General features: G+C 68.4%; 17 protein-coding genes and 1 pseudogene. 7 read left to right on the forward strand and 11 right to left on the reverse strand.

Features of this window, described 5'->3' with window-relative positions:
• The first annotated feature begins 3 nt into the window (after window positions 1-3).
• From B116_RS0114370 to B116_RS0114385, 4 genes are all read left to right on the forward strand, one after another.
• Window positions 4-519 (forward strand): TspO/MBR family protein, encoded by a 516-nt coding sequence (locus B116_RS0114370; protein WP_027660472.1) that lies wholly within the window; start codon window positions 4-6, stop codon window positions 517-519.
• Window positions 520-677: 158 nt separating this feature from the next.
• A complete protein-coding gene (locus B116_RS0114375; RefSeq protein ID WP_027660473.1) occupies window positions 678-2,021 on the forward strand; it encodes an ABC transporter substrate-binding protein in 1,344 nt (447 codons plus the stop codon).
• A 67-nt stretch (window positions 2,022-2,088) separates the two neighbouring features.
• Window positions 2,089-3,141, forward strand: a complete 1,053-nt coding sequence (locus B116_RS0114380; protein ID WP_018720363.1) for a carbohydrate ABC transporter permease — start codon at window positions 2,089-2,091, stop codon at window positions 3,139-3,141.
• 4 nt (window positions 3,142-3,145) lie between these two features.
• A complete protein-coding gene (locus tag B116_RS0114385; protein WP_018720364.1) occupies window positions 3,146-4,099 on the forward strand; it encodes a carbohydrate ABC transporter permease in 954 nt (317 codons plus the stop codon).
• Here B116_RS0114385 and B116_RS0114390 read toward each other — a convergent pair.
• From B116_RS0114390 to B116_RS0114435, 10 genes are all read right to left on the reverse strand, one after another.
• The gene (locus B116_RS0114390) at window positions 4,073-5,536 is read right to left on the reverse strand and encodes an MFS transporter (RefSeq protein WP_027660474.1); all 1,464 of its coding nucleotides are present in this window, start codon (window positions 5,534-5,536) and stop codon (window positions 4,073-4,075) included. The two genes, B116_RS0114385 and B116_RS0114390, sit on opposite strands and share 27 nt — an antisense overlap.
• Window positions 5,537-5,570: 34 nt before the next feature.
• Window positions 5,571-7,031, reverse strand: a complete 1,461-nt coding sequence (xylB, locus tag B116_RS0114395; RefSeq protein WP_027660475.1) for a xylulokinase — start codon at window positions 7,029-7,031, stop codon at window positions 5,571-5,573.
• Window positions 7,032-7,043: 12 nt separating this feature from the next.
• On the reverse strand, window positions 7,044-8,231 hold the full coding sequence (gene xylA, locus B116_RS0114400; protein ID WP_027660476.1) for a xylose isomerase: 1,188 nt from the start codon (window positions 8,229-8,231) through the stop codon (window positions 7,044-7,046).
• Between the two features lie 133 nt (window positions 8,232-8,364).
• A complete protein-coding gene (locus B116_RS0114405) occupies window positions 8,365-9,840 on the reverse strand; it encodes a sugar transferase (protein WP_018720368.1) in 1,476 nt (491 codons plus the stop codon).
• 213 nt (window positions 9,841-10,053) lie between these two features.
• A complete protein-coding gene (locus tag B116_RS0114410; protein WP_027660477.1) occupies window positions 10,054-11,784 on the reverse strand; it encodes a substrate-binding domain-containing protein in 1,731 nt (576 codons plus the stop codon).
• Window positions 11,785-11,890: 106 nt separating this feature from the next.
• Window positions 11,891-12,949 (reverse strand): lactonase family protein, encoded by a 1,059-nt coding sequence (locus B116_RS0114415; RefSeq protein WP_027660478.1) that lies wholly within the window; start codon window positions 12,947-12,949, stop codon window positions 11,891-11,893.
• Between the two features lie 162 nt (window positions 12,950-13,111).
• A complete protein-coding gene (locus B116_RS0114420; RefSeq protein ID WP_018720371.1) occupies window positions 13,112-13,711 on the reverse strand; it encodes a GTP-binding protein in 600 nt (199 codons plus the stop codon).
• Window positions 13,692-14,075 (reverse strand): DUF742 domain-containing protein, encoded by a 384-nt coding sequence (locus tag B116_RS0114425; RefSeq protein ID WP_018720372.1) that lies wholly within the window; start codon window positions 14,073-14,075, stop codon window positions 13,692-13,694. Before B116_RS0114425 ends, B116_RS0114420 begins: the two co-directional genes overlap by 20 nt.
• Entirely contained in the window at window positions 14,065-14,490 is a 426-nt protein-coding gene (locus B116_RS0114430; RefSeq protein ID WP_018720373.1) for a roadblock/LC7 domain-containing protein, read from the reverse strand. The genes B116_RS0114425 and B116_RS0114430 overlap by 11 nt, the downstream gene beginning before the upstream one ends.
• On the reverse strand, window positions 14,487-17,012 hold the full coding sequence (locus B116_RS0114435; protein ID WP_027660479.1) for a sensor histidine kinase: 2,526 nt from the start codon (window positions 17,010-17,012) through the stop codon (window positions 14,487-14,489). The genes B116_RS0114430 and B116_RS0114435 overlap by 4 nt, the downstream gene beginning before the upstream one ends.
• Window positions 17,013-17,502: 490 nt before the next feature.
• On the opposite strand from B116_RS0114435, the gene B116_RS29005 reads away from it, so the two are divergent.
• Together B116_RS29005 and B116_RS0114445 are read left to right on the forward strand one after the other, a co-directional pair.
• Window positions 17,503-18,060 carry a hypothetical protein gene (locus B116_RS29005; protein WP_027660480.1) on the forward strand — a complete coding sequence of 186 codons (558 nt, stop codon included), beginning with the start codon at window positions 17,503-17,505 and terminating at the stop codon, window positions 18,058-18,060.
• Window positions 18,057-18,422 carry a hypothetical protein gene (locus B116_RS0114445; RefSeq protein WP_018720375.1) on the forward strand — a complete coding sequence of 122 codons (366 nt, stop codon included), beginning with the start codon at window positions 18,057-18,059 and terminating at the stop codon, window positions 18,420-18,422. The genes B116_RS29005 and B116_RS0114445 overlap by 4 nt, the downstream gene beginning before the upstream one ends.
• 103 nt (window positions 18,423-18,525) lie before the next feature.
• On the opposite strand, the gene B116_RS0114450 is transcribed toward B116_RS0114445, so the two are convergent.
• Window positions 18,526-20,316 carry a glycoside hydrolase family 6 protein gene (locus B116_RS0114450; protein ID WP_027660481.1) on the reverse strand — a complete coding sequence of 597 codons (1,791 nt, stop codon included), beginning with the start codon at window positions 20,314-20,316 and terminating at the stop codon, window positions 18,526-18,528.
• A 486-nt stretch (window positions 20,317-20,802) separates the two neighbouring features.
• On the opposite strand from B116_RS0114450, the pseudogene B116_RS0114455 reads away from it, so the two are divergent.
• A pseudogene (locus B116_RS0114455) lies at window positions 20,803-21,144 on the forward strand (hypothetical protein); the annotation flags it as partial.

Below are 21,144 nucleotides of genomic sequence, written 5' to 3' on the forward strand. Positions count from 1 at the left end.
CGGATGGAACGACACTCCCGGGTGTACCAGAGCGTGCGGAACTCCGAGGGGGCCGGTGGCCGACGCCGATGGTTGGCCCTGCTGGGCTTCGGCGCGGCCGTCGGCGGCGCTGCTGCGCTCGGCGGGGTGGGGGCCCGTGACAGCAGCGCCGACTACGTCGGCCTCGAGCAGCCTGCCTGGGCTCCCCCGGCGGAAGTGTTCGGCCCGGTCTGGACGGTGCTCTACGCGATGATCGCGGTCTCTGGCTGGCTGATCTGGCGACGTGGCGGCTTCGGTGCCGCGTTCTGGGCGTGGGGGGCGCAGCTGGTGCTCAACGCGGTGTGGAGCCCCCTCTTCTTCGGAGCCGGTCAGTACGGGCTGGCCTTCGCCGACATTGTTCTGTTGTGGTCGGCGATCGGCGGGACTCTCCTGCTCTCCTCCCGGATTTCCCGGGTCGCCGCGATTCTGCTGCTGCCGTACTGGGCCTGGGTCTCCTACGCCGCCCTGCTCAACCTGGCCATCTGGCGGCTCAATGCCTGATCAACTAGGCGGCCGTATCGACGTTTTCAGATCGTTATCCGCTCGTGTCGTCTTCGGGGTAGACCACACCAGCTGCAAACGCTTTTGTGTGGAGCACGCCCATCAGACCGGCGCCAGGTCTGTCGCACCGACCCGCGCCGGCCAGGAAGGAGGACGGCATGGCGGTCTTCGCCAGACCACGCCAAGCCTTCGTAATAGCTGGCGTGCTCGGCCTGGCCATCGGCGCCACCGCCTGCGGTAGCGACGACGGCGACAACCTCAGCGCCGACTCGCCGGAATGCGCGGTGTACGAGCAGTACCAGGGCAACGGCGGCACCGAGGTCTCCGTCTACGCGTCCATCCGCGATGCCGAGGCGGACCTACTCGCACAGTCCTGGGAGCAGTTCGCCGACTGCACCGGCATCGAGATCGACTACGAGGGCAGCGGCGAATTCGAGGCCCAGCTCCAGGTCCGGGTGGACGGCGGCAACGCCCCAGACATCGCCTTCATTCCACAGCCGGGCCTGCTGAACCGCTTCGCGCAGGCCGGCAAGCTCAAGCCGGCGTCGGCCGAGACCAAGGCGATGGCCGAGGAGAACTACGCCGCCGACTGGCTGCAATACAGCACCGTCAACGGTGAGTTCTACGGCGCTCCGCTGGGCTCGAACGTCAAGTCGTTCGTCTGGTACTCGCCGAAGATGTTCCAGGAGCAGGGCTGGTCAGTGCCGACCAGCTGGGACGATCTGATCAAACTCAGTGACCGGGCCGCCGCCGACGGCATCACGCCGTGGTGCGTCGGCATCGAGTCCGGTGACGCCACCGGCTGGCCGGCCACCGACTGGATCGAGGACGTGCTGCTGCGGACGCAGACGCCCGAGGTCTACGACCAGTGGACCACCCACGCCATCCCCTTCAACGATCCGCGCGTCGTGGACGCTGTCGATCGCGCCGGCACCATCCTGCGAAACGACAAGTACGTCAATGGCGGTTACGGCGGAGTGAAGAGCATCGCCACCACCTCGTTCCAGGAGGGCGGGCTGCCGATCCTGCAGGACGAGTGCGCCCTGCACCGACAGGCGTCGTTCTACGCCAACCAGTGGCCCGAGGAGAGCCGGGTCGCCGAGAACGGCGACATCTTCGCGTTCTACTTCCCGCCCATCGACCCAGCGAAGGGCAAGCCGGTGTTGGGGGGCGGCGAGTTCACCGTCGCCTTCGACGACCGCCCGGAGGTCCAGGCGGTGCAGACGTACCTCGCCTCCGGTGAGTACGCCAACAGCCGGGCCAAGCTGGGCAACTGGGTGTCGGCGAACACGAAGCTCGACCTCTCGAACGTGACCAACCCAATCGACCGGCTCTCGGTCGAGCTCCTTCAGGACGAGCAGACGGTCTTCCGCTTTGACGGCTCCGACCTGATGCCCGCCGCCGTCGGCGCCGGAACGTTCTGGAAGGAAATGGTGTCCTGGATCAGCGGCAAGGACACCGCAGCGGCCCTGGCCGCCATCGAGAGTTCCTGGCCCAACTGAGCGACCCGCCCCGGTGGCCCGGCCCCACAGCCGGGCCACCGCCAGCCCACGCGTCCCCGGAGGGCGGATGAACTTCGACTTCGCCGACGAGGCACCAAAACTCGCCATGTTGCTCTATGGGGTGGTCGCCTTCGTGGCGGTGGTCGGTGGCCTCCTGCTGCTACTCGACGTCATCCCCGCCCAGCTCGCTCGCCGTCGGCAGGCCCGGCTCACCGCGGCCGTCGCCGCCGGGACACCGCTCGAGCCGGGCCGACGCCGCTCCCGGGAGGGCCTGTTCGCCCTCTTCTTTCTGCTACCCACGGTCCTGATGCTCGGCATCGGGCTGGTCATCCCCGCAATCCGCACCCTCGTGCTGTCGCTCAAAAACGGCGACAGCACGGAATGGGTGGGGCTGCGCAACTACAGCTGGATGGTCGACCGACCCGAGATCGTCGACATTCTGTGGAACACCGCCCTCTGGGTACTGCTGGTGCCGCTGCTGGCCACCTCAGTCGGCCTGATCTACGCGGTGCTGGTTGACCGCGCCCGCCTGGAGGCCCTGGCCAAGTCACTGATCTTCCTACCGATGGCGATCTCCTTCGTCGGCGCCGGCATCATCTGGAAGTTCGTCTACGCGTTCCGGCCCGCGGGGGCAGACCAGATCGGCCTACTGAACCAGATCTGGGTGTGGCTCGGTGGCGAGCCCCAGCAGTGGCTGGCGAACCCACCGCTGAACACCCTGCTGCTGATCGTGGTGATGATCTGGATCCAGGCCGGTTTCGCCATGGTGGTGCTCTCGGCCGCCATCAAGGCCATCCCCACCGACATGATCGAGGCTGCGCGCATCGACGGCGTGAACGCCTGGCAGCAGTTCTGGCGGATCACCCTGCCGGGCATCCGGCCCGCCCTGGTCGTGGTGGTGGTGACCATCTCCATCGCCACGCTGAAGCTCTTCGACATCGTCCGCACGATGACGAACGGCAACTTCAACACCAATGTGATCGCGACCGAGATGTACAACCAGGCGTTCCGCTACGGGCAGACCGGCCAGGGGTCAGCCCTCGCCGTCGTCCTGTTCATCCTGGTCATTCCCATCGTCATCTACCAGGTACGCAGCCTGCGCCGGCAGCGGGAGGTATGACCCCGTGACCACAACCACCCCGACGCGGGCCGGAACCGACGCACCGGCGACCATCGCCGGCCGCGTCCGCCGGCGGCTCAACACCCGCTGGGCCACCGCCGCGTCGATCGTGATCGCGATCGTCTGGACCATCCCGACCTTCGGGCTCCTCGTCTCGTCCTTCCGACCCGAGGACCAGATCAAGACGACCGGCTGGTGGACGTTTTTCGCTGACCCACAGCTGACGCTGGAGAACTACGAGCAGGTACTCTTCGGCCGCTCCTCGTCGGCCGGCCAGTTGGCGAGCTACTTCCTCAACTCAATCGTCATCACGCTGCCGTCGGTGCTGTTCCCGTTGGCCTTCGCGGCGCTGGCCGCGTACGCGCTGGCGTGGATCAATTTCCGAGGGCGGGACTGGATCTACATCGGAATCTTCGCGTTGCAGATCGTCCCGCTACAGATGGCCCTGGTCCCACTGCTCAGCTTCTTCTCTCAGGGCATCAGTGTCGGCGGCATCGAGCTGCTGCCCGCCTGGAACCTCGACGACGAGCAACGCTTCATCCAGGTCTGGTTCGCCCACACCTGCTTCGCGCTGCCCCTGGGCGTCTTTCTGCTGCACAACTTCGTGTCCCAGCTGCCACGGGACCTGATGGAAGCAGCCCGGGTCGACGGTGCCACCCACCCGAAGATCTTCCGTACGATCGTGCTGCCGCTGATCACCCCCGCGCTGGCCGCGTACGGCATCTTCCAGTTCCTCTGGGTCTGGAACGACCTGCTCGTCGCATTGATCTTCGCAGGCGGCGGGGACGAAACCGCTCCGCTCACCGTCCGCCTCGCCGAGCTGGCCGGAACCCGGGGCAACGAGTGGCAACGCCTCACCTCCGGCGCGTTCGTCGCGATCGTCGTGCCGCTGCTCGTCTTCCTGTCGTTGCAGCGCTACTTCGTCCGCGGGCTACTCGCCGGCAGCGTCAAGGGATGAACCCCGCCCGTACCGCATCCGCTTGGCGCGGGTGCGAAGCAGGACCCGCACCGCGGCGATGTCCCGTGGGGAGCTGCGAGCGGCGAGCCAGTACATAACCCCGGTGGGCACGAAGAACAGCTGGAACGCGGCGAGCCCGACCGCGTAGTTCAACGGCGGTGGGAAGGCCGCCCGCAGCCCATGGAACACCACCCCGACCAGCCCGTTCCCGGTCGCCCGACCGACCCCATTGACCAGGTTGCCGAGACTGTACACAGTGCCGCGATGCTCCGGCGGGTTGACATCGGCGATCAAGGCGAACCAGTTCGGCGAGTTGGCCGAGGTCAGGGCGAGCGCCAGCAACGCCGTGAGCAGACTCAGCCCGACCGTCGGCTCGGTCAGCACACTCGCCAGCACCGCCCGGACGATGGTGCCCGATCCGGCCCCATCGGGCACGTCAATGCGAATCGGCACGAAGAAGAGCACCAGATAGAACGGCAGCGCCGCGAGGATCCCGACCGCGGCGACCATCGCCCGGCCGGACGGAGTACGGCGCTGCACCGCATCGCCGACCAACCCGCCTACGATGGAGAAGATCCCGCCGAGCTGGAACAGGGTGGCGAAGACGCTGCCCACCACGACCGCCGTCGCGGCCGAGTAGCCCTGCGCCTCGGCCCGTTCGGCGAAGAGCACCGGCAGCCAGACCAGCGAGCCGAACGCGGCCTGCGCGGTGAGCCCCTGCAGGATCAGCCAGCGATTCGTCCGCCGGCCCAGGATCCGCGGCAGGTCGGCCCGGCTGATCCGGTGGTCGTACTCGGCACCACCGGCCAACCGGTCGGCCAGCTCCGGTTCGCTCTGACCACGCTGGATGTCGAAGGTAAACAGGTAGGCCGCGGTGGCACCGAGCCCCACGACGGTGAGCACCAGGAACGGACGTCGCCAGTCCGCCGCCCCGAGCAGGCCGCCCACCAGGGTGCCGGCCAACGTGCCGACCCCCTGGGACAGCCCCCAGAAGCTCATCACCAGACCCCGCCGGCGGGGTGAGATCAAATCGGTGACCACCGAGAAGCCGACCGAGCCAACGGCACCGAGCCCCACCGCACCGACCACCTGGGCGGCCAGAAAGGCCGGATAGCTGCCCGCCACCGCGCTGCCACCGGTGCCGAACGCCCAGATCAGCGTGCCGACCATGAGCAGCGGCTTACGGTTGGTGCGGTCCCCGACGTAGGCCCAGCCCACCGCTGCCACCGCGCTGACCAGGAAGTTGGTCGCGGTGACCAGACCGAGTAGGCGCCGCGACACATCGAGCGCGTCGGCGATCGAGCCGTACAACGGAGGCACCAGGCCGATCGCCACATTGTCCAGGGAGGCGAGCAGCACGAACACCACGACGCTGTAGAACCGGTGCGCCGGGCTACCACCCCACGCCCGCACCGGACCGCCGGTGGCCAAGGTCATACCGGCAGCCAACCAGGGCCGGCCCACCGTCCGGTCACCGGGGTGGCGACGGTGCGCTCCCATGATCGAGGACGCGCTCCCGGGCCTGTGCGTACCGAGCCCGAATCGACGGCACCGGATCCGCCTCGTAGGTCCGCGACCCGGCCACGGTCCACCTCGGCGGCTGCACTCCGCCCAGGGCAGCCCAGGCGGCCTGACGGGCGGCGCCGTCGGCGGCGTACTCGCCCGGGGGCGGCACCACCACCGGAACACCGAAAACCTGCGGAGCGACCCGTCGTACGGCGGCGGAGCGGGCACCACCACCAACCAGAATCACCCGCCGGACGGCGACGCCCTGCGCGACAAGGGCGTCCAGGCCGTCGGCGAGCGCGCAGAGCATCCCCTCGACCGCCGCGCGGGCAAGATGCGCCGGGGTGGCGGTACGCAGCGTCAACCCGTGCACCGCGCCGCTGGCGTCCGGCCGGTTCGGGGTCCGCTCCCCCGCCAGGTAAGGCACCAGGACCAGGCCGTCCGCCCCGGGTGGCGCGGACAACGCCAGGTCAGCCAGCTCAGCGAGACCGACTCCGAGCAGCGTGGCGGCGGCATCGAGCACCCGGGCCGCGTTGAGCGTACAGACCAACGGCAGATATCGACCGGTGATATCGGCGAAGCCGGCGACGATACCCGTCGGGTCCGCCGTCGGCTGCTCCGCGACGCCGCACACGGTTCCGGAGGTGCCGATCGAGACGACCACGTCGCCAGGGCCCGCGCCAACCCCGAACGCGGCGGCGGCGTTGTCACCTGCCCCCGGGCCGAGCGAGACCTCCGGCAGTTCCGGGGCTCCCGCGAGCACGGCCGGATCGAGTCGGCCAGCCAACTCCACCGGACCGAGTACCCGGGGCACGGTCACCATCCGGCCGAACGCCTGCTCGACCAAGTCTCGGCGGTACGTTGCGCTGGCCGGGGACCAGTAGCCGGTGCCGCTGGCGTCGCTGCGGTCCGTGCTCAGCGCCGCCAGACCGGGGGCGCCGGCGAGCCGCCAGGTAAGCCAATCGTGCGGCAGGCAGACAGCGGCCACCTGGTCAGCGTTGCGCGGCTCATGCCGGGCCAGCCAACGCAGCTTGGTGACGGTGAGGCTGGCGACCGGCACCACGCCCACCGCGTCCGCCCAGAAGCGCCGCCCGGTGTCGCCCTCGCCCGCCTCGGCCACCAACTCGGCGGCGGCGCCGGCGGAGCGGGTGTCGTTCCAGAGCAACGCCGGGCGGACCACCGCGCCGGCATCGTCGAGGCAGACCATGCCGTGCTGCTGCCCGGCGACCGAGATCGCCGCGACGTCGGCGAGCCCGCCAGCGGCCGACACCGCCTCGCCGAGCGCGGACCACCAGGCCGCTGGGTCGACCTCGGTGCCATCCGGGTGCGACGCCCGACCCTGGCGAACCAGGACGCCACTCTCCGCGTCCCGAATGACAAGCTTGCAGGACTGGGTCGAAGAGTCGACTCCTGCGACGAGCGGCATCCCGGCCCGCCCTCAGCGCGCACCGAGCAGATGCTCGACGGCGAGTTGGTTGAGCCGAACAAAGTGGTAGCCGCGGGCACCGGCAGCGGCCACGTCGTACTCCTCGAAGGCAGTGCGGTCGGCGCGGAGCCCGGCATGGGTCTCGCCGGGGGCGAGGGTTGGCGTTGCCAGCTCACCCACCCGGCTCATGGCCAGCGCCGCGGTCACCTCCGGGTCTGCCCGGAACGCCGCAGCCCGCTCCTTGAGGAGCAGGTAGCTGCGCATGTTCGCCTCGGCCGAGGCCCACACCCCGGCCCGGTCCTCGGTGCGAGACGGCTTGTAGTCGAAGTGCCGGGGACCGTCGTAGGCTGGCCCACCGCCCGGACCGCCGTTCTCAAGGAGGTCGACCAGGGCAAAGGCGTTGAGCAGATCACCATGGCCGAAGACCAGGTCCTGGTCGTACTTGACCCCACGCTGGCCGTTGAGGTCGACGTGGAACAGCTTGCCCTGCCAGAGCGCCTGCGCGATGCCGTGGGCGAAGTTGAGCCCGGCCATCTGCTCATGGCCGACCTCCGGGTTGAGACCGACCAACTCCGGGCGAGCCAAGGTGGCGATAAAGGCGAGCGCGTGCCCGACGGTGGGTAGCAGAATATCGCCGCGCGGCTCGTTCGGCTTGGGCTCGATCGCGAACCGCAGCTCGTACCCCTGCGCCACGACGTACTCGCAGAGCAGGTCAACCGCCTCGCGGTAGCGGTCCAGCGCGGCGCGGACGTCCTTAGCGACGTCGTACTCGGCGCCCTCCCGACCGCCCCACAGAACGAAGGTGCGCGCGCCCAACTGTGCGGCGAGATCCACGGCATGCAGCACCTTCCGTAACGCGTACCGCCGAACATTCCGGTCGTTGCTGGTGAAGCCGCCGTCTTTGAACACGGGATGGGTGAAGAGATTGCTGGTGACCATCGGGACCACCAGGCCGCTCTCGTCGAGGGCCCGACGAAACCGGGTGAGGTGGGCGTCGCGGGTGGCAGCGTCCGCTCCAAAGGGGATCAGATCGTCGTCGTGAAAGGTGATTCCGTACGCCCCCAGCTCAGCGAGACGGTGCACCGCCTCGACCGCGTCCAGCGCCGGTCGAGTGGCGTCGCCGAACGGGTCCCGGGCCTGCCAGCCCACCGTCCAGAGGCCGAAGGAGAACTTGTCGGCAGGGGTGGGACGGGGCGCCATGCCAGCCTCCGGGGTGTCGTCCGCCATGTTCTGTGGTTGGTTTACCAGACCAAGACCGAACCCACCACGCACACCATTCGAGCCGCGAGGGGCGGGCCACCCAAAACACTCCTAGCGGGCTATCGGAACACTTTTAGTAGGCGCCGCGGCGATTCAACACCGCACCAATGGTCTTCCACAGGATGGTCAGGTCGGCAGCGAGGGACCAGTTCTCCACGTAGTAGAGGTCGAGCCGGACACCATCCTCCCAGCTCAGGTCAGACCGGCCACTGATCTGCCAGAGTCCGGTCATGCCCGGCTTGACCAGCAGCCGGCGGGCGACATCGCCGTCGTACCGGGCGACCTCTGAGGGCAGCGGTGGGCGGGGGCCGACCAGGCTCATCTGCCCGAACAGGACGTTGACCAGCTGTGGCAGCTCGTCCAGTGACCACTTGCGCAGCAGTCGACCGACCCGGGTCACCCGGGGGTCATCCCGCAGTTTGAACAGCAGGCCATCGGTCTCGTTCCGCGCCGCCAACTCCGCCAGCAGGGCGTCGGCGTTGACCACCATCGTGCGGAACTTCCACACCCCGAACTCCCGGCCCCCCTGCCCGACCCGGGTCTGCCGAAACAACACCGGCCCCCGGTCGTCGACCAGCACGGTCAACGCGATCACGACCAGCAATGGCAGCAGCAGGACCAGTGCGAAGAGTGCGAACGCCCGGTCAACCAGCCCTTTCACCAGTTTGCGGGTGCCCCGGAACTCCGGGGCCTCGACGTGGATCAGCGGCAGCCCGGCCACCGGACGGGTGTGGATTCGGGGTCCCGCGACATCGGTTAGTGCCGGCGCGACCACCAGATCAATTCCGGTGCTCTCCAGCTGCCAGCCGAGCCGACGCAGTCGGGTGGCAGTCAGCTCGCCGGAGGCGGTCACCGCCACGGTGTCGGCGCCGATAGCGGTGGCAGCCGCGGGGATGCCCCGAAACGAGCCCACCACAGGCACGTCCCCCAACTGCTGCGGCACCGGAGCGAGCAGCGCATCTGGGATACACGCCCCGACTACCTGGTAGCCCGCGTACGGCTCGCGCCGCAGCGTGTGCACCAACTCCAGGACGTGCGCGGTGTCGCCGACCACGAGAACCTTCCGGGACCAACCGCGGCCCCGGGCGCGGAACCGATGCTGTCTCTTGCGAGCAACGAAGCGGACCACCTCCAGCCCGACAGTGCCGACGGCGAAGGAGGTAATGAGGAAGCCCCGGGGCATGCCGATATCCAGGATCCAACCCGCGATCACCACCCCACCGGCAAGGCGCAGGCTGGCCACGCTCACCCGCCGATACTCGTCGGCACCATAGCCGACGACCCGATCGTCGTAACAGCGAAACGCTCTGAGCGAGACGAGCCACGCCAGCACCAGGCCGGGCGCCAGCACGACGTAGGGGAGTTCGGCGTCGCCGGGGGAGCCGGCGCCGAAGCCGGCGAGGTACCCGATGAGAACGGCGAGGCTCAGCACCACGGTGTCGAACACCAACAGGGCCCGGAGGTAGGACCGTAGGGCTGCCCGCGTTCCCGGCGGGGACAGGCCGTCCGCCGTTGACTGGCCGGGGGCCAGCAGCGTCGCCGAGTTCACCGACCCTCCCTCTCTCGCATCGCCCCGGTAGTCATGGCCGGGGACCGGCTCGGGGAGCCGAGCCCAGGATGGCTCGGTCCCTGCCGAACAAGCCCATCCTGCCCGAGCATTATGGACACTGATTCTTTCCGACGTATTGCCGTCACTTTTCACGAGCTGCCGCCCCGGGCCGAATCAGGCCCATCGCATCAACTTCGAGGTTGAGCCTTGGGGTCAGGAATCCGTCTCCCGCAGCGCGATGGCCTTCAGGAAGATGTCGCCAATCTTGGTCGGGTCCTCGGTGATGAAGGAGCCGCCACCGGTAACTTTCGTGATCGACTCCAGCTCTTCCTTGCTAACGTCCGCGCCGATCCCGATCAGCACCACCTGCACCGGCCGCTCCGGGTCCTTGATCTGCTCCAGTTCGGCGATCAGTTGCTGCTGGCTGATACCGTTGTCGTCGTCATTCTTGCCATCGGTAAAGAGCACGATCGAATTAACCTGACCCTGTTCCCAGTCCTCCTGAACCGCCTCGTATGCGGCGAGCACCGTGTCAAACAGACCAGTGTCGCCCCGGGTCGGTTGGATCTGGGTTAACGCCGCCTCAAGCTCGCCCCGCTGACTACTCAGCGGGCCGATCTCGACCAGCCGCCGGTAGTCCCGTCCGCCGCCCAGATTGGTCGAGAACTCCCAGAGCCCGATCTGCCAGCTGTCATCGAAGAGGTGTAGCCCACGTCCCGCGGCATCCAGAGTGACCTGCTGACGGCTCGCGCCGTTGGCGCTCGCCACGGATTCCCGCATCGAGCCGGAGACGTCGATGACACAGAGCATCCGGCCGGACTGGGTGGCGATCGACCAGCTGGAGACCGCTCGCTCGACCGCCAGTGGATCCAGGGCGCCGATGGCGTTGCCACCATCGGCCGGCGCGCTCGGCGCCCCAGTGGGCCCGCTGAAACCGGCACCCCAGGTACCATCCGGCGCCCGCAACGACAACGGCGCCAACCGATCCTTGAAGCTGGCCGCGGTGAGCACGTCGAAGAGCATCTGGGCAGCCGACGCCTTAGCCGACCCGACCCCCGGCAGCACCGCGTACGGATAGTCCAACGGTGTCGCCGCGGGCGTTGGATAGAGCGCGGCCAGCGGCACCGCCGGCTTCCCGGCGTTGTACGAGAGCAGATCCTCCTCAGACAACGCCGCCGCGCCGAGGCTGCCAGCCAACGTGCTGGAATCCGTGGAGGTGGGGAACTGTGCGAGTAGTTCCTGGCGCAGATTCGCGCTGCTGGCTGACAACGAACGCAACGCGCCGACGGTTGCCGCCTGGCCGTCCTCCCCGGCCGCCGCGGCGGCGCTCAACGCGAGTAGCCCGGAGAGACCGGCGGCATCCCGGGTCGGATTCACGGTGCCGGCCTTGAGCGGCTCAGCGCTATTGACCTGGCCGACCAACGCGGACCAGGTGAGCTCCTGCGCCGGCCAGCCGAGCTGGGAAGCGATCGGCTCCGGCACTCCCACAACCACCGGGCTGCGGGCGATTGACGCTCCGTTACCTGGGTCGAACGCGGTGGCGCCACCGCTCTTCAGCCGGAACAGCCACGCCGACGAGTCAGGCACCCAGACATCTGGGCTTGCCGCGGCGCCGCTGGCCCGATCCACCCCGGCCAGGGTTGCACCGTGTTTGGCCGCGACGGTGGCGGCTATCTCGACCGGCTCGGAAGCGGTCACGCTTACCTCAACGCAGCTGCCGTCAACCGCGGCGCCCTCGTTCTCCCACTCGGTCGCCGCGGCGTCTACCGCCGGCGCCAGCTCCACCGCGACCGCGACCGCCAGCTCAACTTGACCGGAGCAACCCGGCGAGGCTAGCTGTCGGTAGCCAAAGTATCCGCCAGCGGTAATGAACAGCACACCGACGGCTGCGGCGACACCGGCGGCGCGGATGTTCGTTCGGTTGCGATGGCGGCCTGGAGACACCCGACCATTTTCCGGACCCGGCCAAGCAACGGCTACGTCCGTTCGGACGAAGTTTCGCAGCTCAACCGCCGGCCTATCACGACGACGCTCCGCGAGCTGGGAAGCTCTACGGGGTCTGGTCTTCTGGCCAGGGCAGGACACAGGTAGGGCTCAAAACCCGCACCGGCTCATCGACCGGTGCCGGCACCCCCGTCACCGGGTCGACCCGGAATACCCCGATCAGGTCGGCCCGCTCGTCCGCGACATATAGGTTAGCGCCGATCAGCGCAAAGTGCCGGGGCCACTTCCCGCCGGAATCCACCTCAGCTACCAACACCGGCAACTCGCCGTCGAGCGCGAAGACGGCAATCGTGCCGACACCCCGGTTCGCGACGTAGAGAAACCTCCCCTCAGGTCCGACCGCAACCTCCGAAGGTTGCACCTGCCCTGGCCGCCCGCTGGCCGAAACCCGGCCACTCAAACGTGGGGAGGCGTCTGTAGTGACCTCATAGGCCAGGACCGAACCATCCAGCTCCCCAACCAGCCAGCTGCGCCTTCCGTCCGGGTGATGGGCCAAATGCCGAGGCCCGACACCAGCTGCGGTGCGCACCCACGGCGCCCGCGGCACCAATCGCCCCGTCTCGGCCTCCAACTCGTACCGGTAGACCGAGTCGGTACCGAGGTCAACCACGAGCAGCGGCCCTCCGTCTCGGCCCGGAACGACCATGTGGGTGTGCGCCCGCTCCTGCCGCTGCGGATCCGGGCCATGACCCTCGTGCCGGACCAGGTCGGTGCGCTCCCCGGGCACCCCCTGCCCGTCCAGCGGGAACACCGTCACGCTCCCACCGCCGTAGTTGGCCACGAAGAGGTGCCGCCCATCGTCGGCGACCGCGAGGTGGCATGGATCGGCGCCACCGGTGGGTCGGCTACCCAACGCCGTGAGATCCCCATCCACGGCGACTCGAAACGCGCTGACACCGCCGTCGGTCACCTCGTTGACCGCGTACAGGACTGGCAGGTCCGGATGCCGGGCGAGGAACGACGGCGCCGGGGTGACCGCAACCGTGCCGAGCGGTGTGAGTGCACCTGACTCCGGCTCCCGCCGGGCAACGACGATCCCCTCGCCGCGGCCCCCGGCACCCGCCGTGTAGCAACCGAGGTAGACGAATGCACTCTGAACCGCCACCGGACCACCCTCCGCGCCGACTTTTCGCCAATCCAACCAGAGGCTCGCCCGAGCCGAGGCGCATCACGCCGGAACGCCACGGAACGGCTCCACACCCGCTGCCACCTCCCGCACTGGCCGGTAGCCCCACCGCGGCGCAGCCGGTGCCCGCCGGGCACCGGGTCAGGCCGGCACCGGCTCCCCATGCTGCCGAGCCACATGTTCGACGAGCGCGATCAATACCTGCTTGCCGGACTGCCGTTCCCGGGCATCACAGAGCAGCATCGGCACATCGGCGTCCAGGTCCAACGCCTCACGCACGGTCTCCAGGCTGAACCGGCGTGCCCCGTCGAAACAGTTGACACCGACCACGAACGGAATGCCCCGCTGTTCGAAGTAGCCGATGGATGGGAAGCAGTCGGCCAGTCGCCGGGTATCGGCGAGCACCACCGCGCCCAGCGCCCCGAAGGCCAACTCGTCCCAGAGGAACCAGAACCGGTCCTGTCCTGGTGTGCCGAAGAGGTAGACCAGGAGATCTTCGTTGATGGTGATTCGACCGAAGTCCATCGCCACGGTGGTGGTGGACTTCGCCTCCACCCCAGCGAGATCGTCCGTGCCGATCCCGGCGTCGGTCAACATCTCCTCGGTCTGGAGCGGGCGAACCTCACTCAACGCGCTCACCAGCGTCGTCTTCCCCGCGCCGAAGCCCCCGGCAATGAGAATCTTGAGCGCGATTGGGATGTGGGCACCGGTTCTTGGGAGTTCAGAGCGCACGGAGTCCACTGACCACCGCCTTGAGGATGTCGTTGTCGGGCAGGTACGGGCCGGCCGAGGGCTGGTGGACCGTCACCAGACCCCGGTCCACCAGATCGCCGAGCAGCACCCGGACGACACCAACCGCAAGGTCGAGGCCGGTCGCCAGCTCGGCCACCGGAACCGGCCGGGCGGCCAGCGCCACCAGCCGCCGATGCTCGGGGTGCAGGTCGAGATGTACGGCGGGCTGTGCGTTCCGGTCGGCGAGAACGTACGCGACCAGGTCGAACCCGCTGGTAGCCCGAACGCGCCCCCCAGTCAGCGTGTAGGGGCGTACTACCGGACCTGCGTCGTCGTCCAGCCACTCGTGCGGCACGCCGGACTCAGCCCACATCGGGTATGCCCGCCGTTGGCCGGGCCGGGATGCTCATCGTCTCCCCCACCCGGGTCACCAGCATCGCCATCTCGTACGCCACCAGCCCGATGTCGGCGTCGGCGTCGCTAACCACAGCGAGGCAGGCGCCCTGCCCAGCCGTGGTCACAAACAGAAATGCCGATTCCATCTCGACGACAGTCTGCCGGACGGGACCACCGGTCACATGCCGGCTCGTCCCCCGAGCAAGGCTGGAGAGGCCAGAGGCGAGAGCACACAGGTGCTCCGCGTCGTCCCGTTCCTGCCCGGCGGACGCCCCCAGCAGCAGCCCATCGGCGGAGAGCACCACCGCCTGCCGGGCTGGCGGCACCCGTTCCACCAGTTCGTCGAGCAACCAGTCGAGATCAACATTCTGCCTTGTAGATTGCAGCATCACGCATCCCTCTCAGTTGCGGTCGGGGATTCAAGATCGTCCGACGAGTCGATCGACCGAGGGCCGGGACCGGCCTCGGACATTGGTGCTCGGGCGGCGGCGACCCGACGTCCCCTCGTCGTGCCGGCTTGCAGCTCCGCCATGATCCGGCGGGCTTCCTCCGGTGAGCGGGGAGTCGGGTCCGACGACGCTGACTGCCGAACGCCCACGGCTGGCTGCCGCACCGTCGGCCCATCCAATGCCGGCCGGGACCGCTGGGCCTCGGGGGTCGTCCCGTCGGGCCCACTCGTAGAGCGAAACCCGCCGTGGGTGCCAGTTCCGGCAGCACCCGCCGGCTCCGGTCTGGTCATTGGTTCCTGCCCTGGCCCCGCAGCGGCGCCAGCGGGCGGTGCCGTCGCGCCCACCCGCCTCCGCGCTCCCACGGTCGGGCGACGGCGAACCCGCCGCGGCAACCCGTCGATCTCGCCAGCCACCTCGACGGCTGCCAGGCCGGCATCGGGCCCGGCAGACTCGCCGACGGTCGGGACGGCCGCGCTGCCGCCGAGCACCGACGGCTCCGGCCCCGCGGACAACCGACCCGGCGTCTCCCGCCGGGCTGCCGGCGGCCCCAAACGCTCCCGCTCCCCGGGCGCCAACCCCGAGGGCAGCGGCTCCTCGGCGACCAGCTCCTCCGGGATGAGGACGACCGCAGTCAAACTAGCCGACTCGGATCGATGCAGCCGGACTCGCACCCCGTGCCGGGCGGCCAGCCGGGCCACCACGAAGAGCCCGAGCCGGTCGGTCCGGGTGGGGTCGAACTCGGGCGACGAGGCCAACAACGAGTTGGCGTCCGCCAACGCCTCAGTACTCATGCCGAGACCCTGGTCGGTGATCTCGAAGATGTATCCGTCGACCCTGCGCACCCCGGTGACCTGGATCCGGGTTCCCGGCGGGGAGAACCTAGTGGCGTTCTCGATCAGCTCGGCAAGCAGGTGAATCAGGTCGCCCACGGTCCGGCCGACGAGGCCCGCCGACTGCACGCCGCCGATGTCAACCCGCTTGTACGCCTCGACTTCGGACAACGCCCCCCGAACCAGGTCGACCATGGCGACTGGGTTGCGCCAGCCCCGGCTCGGAGCCGAGCCAGCCAGAATCACCAGGTCCTCCGCGTGTCGCCGCAGCCGGGTAGCAAGGTGGTCGACCTGAAAAAGATCAGCCAGTTCGTCCGGGTCCTCGGTGCGCCGCTCCATTCGGTCGAGCAGGGCCAGCTGGCGGTGCACCAGCCCCTGGCTACGCCGGGCGATGTTGAGGAAGACCTCGTTGAGGCCACGGCGCAGGTTAACCTCACCCTCGGCAGACCGGATGGCGGTCCGCCGCACCGCGGTGAAGGCACGCCCCACCTGGCCGATCTCGTCCGTACCGAAATCGACCGACGGCGCCTCCCGTTCCACGTCCACCGTCTCACCTTGGCGCATCCGCGCCACCAACTCGGGCAGCTGACGTTCCGCCCGTTCGAGCACGGTGTGCAACCCGGCCAGCCGGCTCGCAAGGGAACGGCCGACCCGAATCGCCACCACCAGGGAGACCACGACTGCGATGAGACCCAGCAAACCGGCGGACGCAAGCAGCAGAAAGACGCGTACGGCCAGGGGTTTCGACCGATCGGCCAGGCCATCGGCCTGGTCCAACTCGTAGTCACGCATCGCCTGCTGGACCGCATCGTAGTCGGCCTGCCAGGTCGCAGCCACAATCGGCAGCCGATCGGCAGAGTTCTCGATCAGGAGATCCTGCATCTGATCCAGTCGGCGGAACTCCGGCTGCTCGGTCAACTGCTGATACGCGCTACGTTCCGCCGCTGGAAGGTCGGTTACTGCCGAATCGGCGAGGAACCGCTGGTTAGCGATCGTCTGCACGAGCTTCCGGTGCTCGCCCTCAGCGAAGCTGCCTGAGACGAATGCCCCGGCCAGCACGGCATCGGCCTGGCCAAGCAGTTCGCGGGAGTGGCCGAGCGCCGTTACCGCTAACGCCTCCCGAGATAGCTCGGGGTCTGGCAGCGCTGACAGCGCCGCGAAGGCCTGGAAGGCCGACGAGATCATTCCGCTGTATAGGTCAACGACCCCAGATCGGTCCACCTCTCCCCGGTCGATCTGACCACGCCCGGCCGACAACGCATCTAGAGCGACGAGGAGCCGGTCCAACCGAACATCCAACAGGTCGCTGGTGGCGTCCCGAAGGCTATCGCCGGCAGCGCGGCGACGTAGTTCGGCGATCGCCTCATCCGTATGCCTTCGCTGTTCGTCGAGGCCGACCTCGGCAGACTCGGCAGCCAGGTACACAACCGATAGACGACGCTCGCGTTGCAGCTCGGCAACGACCGCCTCACCAGGCCGGCCGAACTCATTGAGGAGGGTGCGGGCGGAGAGCAGGCTCTGTGCGGGCCCAAAGGTGAGCGTCGTGGCAAAGATCCAAAGTGCGAGGAGCGCGGTCACCGGCGCCACGACCAGTGCGGTCAGCTTGGAGCGGATCGGCCAGTCGCGGGTGTTCAATCAGGACCTCGCCCAGATGGTGGGGCTGCGGGGGACGCCGGCGCAGGCCGGGCAGCACCCGCCGGAGCACCCCCCAAAGTCGTGCCGGGGCGCCATCGACGGTCGCCTTGGGCGAGGATACGGAATCTACGCCAATTCCACTACCGCCTGTCTAGGCCCCGGGCCTATCGGGTAGACGCCGTTTGCCCGAGCGGCGCAGCGGCCAACGTTCGCTCCGGCTCCGGCTCCGGCTCCGGCTCCGGCTCCGGCTCCGGCTCCGGCTCCGGCAGAAAACGCTTCGCCACGGCATAGCGCGCGGCAGGCTGCCCACGACATAGCGACCTGCACACGTGGCCTGTCCACTGCCGGCCATTTCAGGCACTTTTGGTCGATACACCACCGGCATGGGAGATTCCCCTCTGGCATTGAAAAGTGCGTCGGACCGGGATTGATGAACTGCGTCAGGTGGGAATACCCAAGACGGCGGAGGAGCCAGGTTGAGGAGGCGAGAATGCGCCAGGACGAGCAGCAGGCCGACACTGAGCACCCGAAGGGCGCGCCCTTCGCAGCCACACCAGCGCGACCGAAGGGTGGTCAACCGACGACCGCCGATGAAGACGACCAGCACACCGCCGCGGACGGGGGTGAAGACGACCGGCCCGAATTTCACCGACCCGGCCCGGTCCCGAGCGCCCTCGGAGCGCCCTCAGTCGGCGGGGCGGTCGCCGCGTCCGCGCTGGCCGGCGGGGCAGAGCAGGCTCCGGACGCGCGCGCCGAGTCAACCCCTCGGCCCGGCGACGGCGCCGTTGATGTGGCGCGAGAAGGCTGGCGGGCGGACCCAACAGCCGAATTCCGCGGTGGCCCAGGGTGGGTGCAACGACGGGCCGAGCGAGCTTCGGCAACTGCCACGCCTCCCACCGCCGAGAGCCACCTCGAACAGCGAGGGGAAGGCGCGACCCGAACCGCCGGCTCCGCCGTTGAGCAACGGCCCGATGCGGGTGGCATGGCACCCGATGCACGGGGTACGCGGGAAGATAGCGCACGCACGGACGGGAGGGCGACACCATGACCGATCGTGACCGGTACCGACCGTTGGAGGAGAGCGCTGAGGCAGCCGCGGCGGTCGAGGACGACACCGGAGTCCCCCAGTTGATGACCGGTGGGGGTGGCGACCCGAACACCCCCACCTTCGCCGCCGCTGGGGAACAGGCCGACCGCGGTACGGCAACCGAGGACCTCCTTGGCGATCCGTACGGCGCTGGGGCCGGTGGGGCCGGTGGGGACACCATCCGCACCGGAGCAGAGCAGCCGTGGGAGCCGGAGGATCTGGTAGCGGCGCGCGGTCAGGACCTGACACCGGAAAATGTTGAACGGGCCCGCCGAGACCTGGTCGAGAAGGGCCGGGCGGCGATCGAACGTACGGTCCCCTGAGCAGGTAACCGCCGGGTCCCCGGACCCGATCGAGCTGATCGGGTCCGGGGCTCGGGGAACCTGCCGCCAAGCGCCTCACAACCCCAGCGGCTGGGTCCCAAAATCAGGACAGCGGCGGGTAGGCGTTCTGCATGAGCTGCTGGAACTGCGCCGGGAACCAGGCACCGGAGATCGGCGCATCGGGCAGGGCCCCGGTGGGGTTGAAGCCGTTACGGGCGTTGCCCTCGTACGTCGGGTCACACATCCGATCAAAGCCCTTGCCATCGTCGTTCGGGATCTCCTCGCTGGAGCCGTCCGACTCACCCGGGGGCTTCACCCAGACGTAGGCATCGATGCCTGGCTCCGGCGCGGCCTGCGGCCGCTCGCCCAGCCCCGCGCCAGATTGGTTGCACCAATTGCCGGCGTGGATCCGTCGATCGACTCGGCCCCCGTCGACATAACTGTCGACATCGGTCGTCGGTCCGGGGCCGGTTGGTCGGGCGCTGCCACCCCAACCATTGCGGGAGGTGTCAATCAACATCCCTACTTCCGAGTCGAAGCCTTTGACAACCAGTTCGTCTCGGAACGCCTGCGCAAACGACAACTCGTCTACGTACTGGTTCCAGTCCACCCACGTGGACTGGCGGATCGTCTGACCGTTGACCGTGTCGGAAATCTGGAAGTGCGGCTCGCGCAGTGCCGAGTAGTTGGCCGTGTTGACGATGAAGCCGTGCACGTCATTGACCGTGCTGCCGGATGCGGTGGCGGCTTCTTTCAGGAGCAGGGCGACCGGGCTGAAGTTGGTGTCCCAGCCGATCCAGCCGTGGTGTGCGGCGTCCACATAGTTGTAGACGTTACTGATCTCACCTAGCGTGGCCAGTGCGTAGCCGATGCCGTTGACGTAGGCACCGTTCTGCTTAACGAGATCACAGGTCGGAGTGGCACCCGGGTTACTGCCGGTGTTGGCGTGCAGGTTCGGCAGCGAGTCGATCTCTATGATGTTGATGATCCGAAGGTCCTGGTACGCCGCGTCACTCTGGATCGCCGCGATCGGATCGATGAACTCGGCTTTGTAGCGGGGCAACTCGTCGGGCGCCAGTTCACCGTTCGAGGCGAGCGCAGCACAGTCCCGCCCGGGCAGGTTGTAGATGACGAACTGGATGTAGTCCGCCTCCTGACTTAGGGCCTCATCCAGGTGGTCGCGAACGCCCATCGGGCCGTTGGACTGACTGTCCTCGGTACCTTCGATGGCCGCGATCCGGTCGATCCAGACGGCGGTCGACGTGTTCGACACCCGGCTGCCACCCGGGACGGACTCGGCCTTGGCCTTCCACTCCGGATTCACGTAGCCCACCGCGTTCAGGTACGGATTGTCGACTCGACCTCCGGGAGGCGGGGTAGTGGGAGGTGGAGTGGTGGGCGGCGGGGTCGTCGGTGGCACCGTGGTGGGAGGCGGGGTCGTCGGCGGCGCCGTGGTGGGGCCACCGCCGCCAACACACGCCACCTCGTTGAGGGTGAACGACGTGGGCTTGGGGTTGCTGCCACTCCACGAGCCGTTGAAGCCGATCTCGATGGTGGCCCCGCTGGCCACCGAGCCGTTGTACGACTCGTTCTGCGCCGTGACGTTCTGCCCGGACTGGCTATAGCGGGCCGACCAGCCGTGTACAACCTGTTGACTGCTGTTCGGGAAGGTAAAGCGAAGCGTCCAGCCGTCAAGCGCCTCCCCGGTGTTCTTGATGCTAAGGGAGGCGGTGAAGCCGCCGGGCCAGTCATTCGTGGTGTACGAGACCTCACACTGGGTCGCGGCGTGGGCCCTGGTGACCGGCAGGGTCACCAACCCGCCTACGACCAGGACGGCTGCGCCGGCCAGCGCGAGGGACGGGCGCGGGCCGGAGAGTCTTCTCCACACATTCATGCCACAGATCTCCTTGGGCGAGACCGTTCCGCGGACGGCCCCGGCTGACTGACCCGGTGGATGCCGACGCGGGCAACCACCGAGGCCAGCGGAGACGGGTCCGCCCTGGACGGGTGGTGGTCTTTGCAGACCTGCCGCTGCAGGTCGGTCGGATCGGCGGGATGCTCGTCCGGCGAACCGGTTGCCCTCGATGTCCCTGCCGCTGCGCGGTGTGGCTCCCTACGTATTCTTGCATGGGAGCGCTTCCATCGCAATCCCTCGACGGAATCGCGCCGGCCAAAGCGACTACCGGCTCAAGCAGCAGCAGAGCCCCCAACACGGGAAGAACTACATCAGTCAGTCAAGACCGCAAGCCGCCAACCCCCACACAACCCCTAAAGCGGGAAAGACGAAATTTACCCTTCATAGGTTGTGAAACGGACTAACGTCTGCCCTAGCTCGGTTGTCGCCGAGTTCAGGACAACAGGGGATGGAGTGACGCACGTTATGGCAAAGAAGCTGCTCGGGAAGGTCGTGGCAGGTGCGGCCCTCGGCGGTGCCTCCCTGCTCGTGTGCGCACCGGGAATCGCGGTCGCGGACGATCACCACCGTAAAGATGAGGGCAAGGTCCTAGCCAAGCCACCCGCGGTCAAGGCCGGCCACGAGGTCAAGCTAATCCAGTTCTGCCCGACGCCGCAGGAGCACGCCTACGTCTGGTCGAAGGTGACCGGCAAGGTCAAGCTCAAGCCAGCTCACGACCGGGACGGCAAGGACTACGGGGACAGGGACGGTCACGACTGGGACAAGGGTCGCGACCATAAGAACGACTGGGACGACAAGCGCCACGAC

Source organism: Salinispora fenicalii, assembly GCF_000514815.1.
In the GTDB taxonomy this organism is placed as follows: Bacteria; Actinomycetota; Actinomycetes; order Mycobacteriales; family Micromonosporaceae; genus Micromonospora; species Micromonospora fenicalii.

Excerpts from the sequence above, each read along its gene's own strand:
- B116_RS0114370 (WP_027660472.1), top strand. The coding sequence starts at position 4 with ATGGAACGACACTCCCGGGTGTACCAGAGCGTGCGGAACTCCGAGGGG.
- B116_RS0114375 (WP_027660473.1), top strand. The coding sequence starts at position 678 with ATGGCGGTCTTCGCCAGACCACGCCAAGCCTTCGTAATAGCTGGCGTG.
- B116_RS0114380 (WP_018720363.1), top strand. The coding sequence starts at position 2,089 with ATGAACTTCGACTTCGCCGACGAGGCACCAAAACTCGCCATGTTGCTC.
- B116_RS0114390 (WP_027660474.1), bottom strand. The coding sequence starts at position 5,536 with ATGACCTTGGCCACCGGCGGTCCGGTGCGGGCGTGGGGTGGTAGCCCG.
- xylB (WP_027660475.1), bottom strand. The coding sequence starts at position 7,031 with ATGCCGCTCGTCGCAGGAGTCGACTCTTCGACCCAGTCCTGCAAGCTT.
- xylA (WP_027660476.1), bottom strand. The coding sequence starts at position 8,231 with ATGGCGCCCCGTCCCACCCCTGCCGACAAGTTCTCCTTCGGCCTCTGG.
- B116_RS0114425 (WP_018720372.1), bottom strand. The coding sequence starts at position 14,075 with ATGTGGGCTGAGTCCGGCGTGCCGCACGAGTGGCTGGACGACGACGCA.
- B116_RS29005 (WP_027660480.1), top strand. The coding sequence starts at position 17,503 with ATGCGCCAGGACGAGCAGCAGGCCGACACTGAGCACCCGAAGGGCGCG.
- B116_RS0114445 (WP_018720375.1), top strand. The coding sequence starts at position 18,057 with ATGACCGATCGTGACCGGTACCGACCGTTGGAGGAGAGCGCTGAGGCA.
- B116_RS0114450 (WP_027660481.1), bottom strand. The coding sequence starts at position 20,316 with ATGAATGTGTGGAGAAGACTCTCCGGCCCGCGCCCGTCCCTCGCGCTG.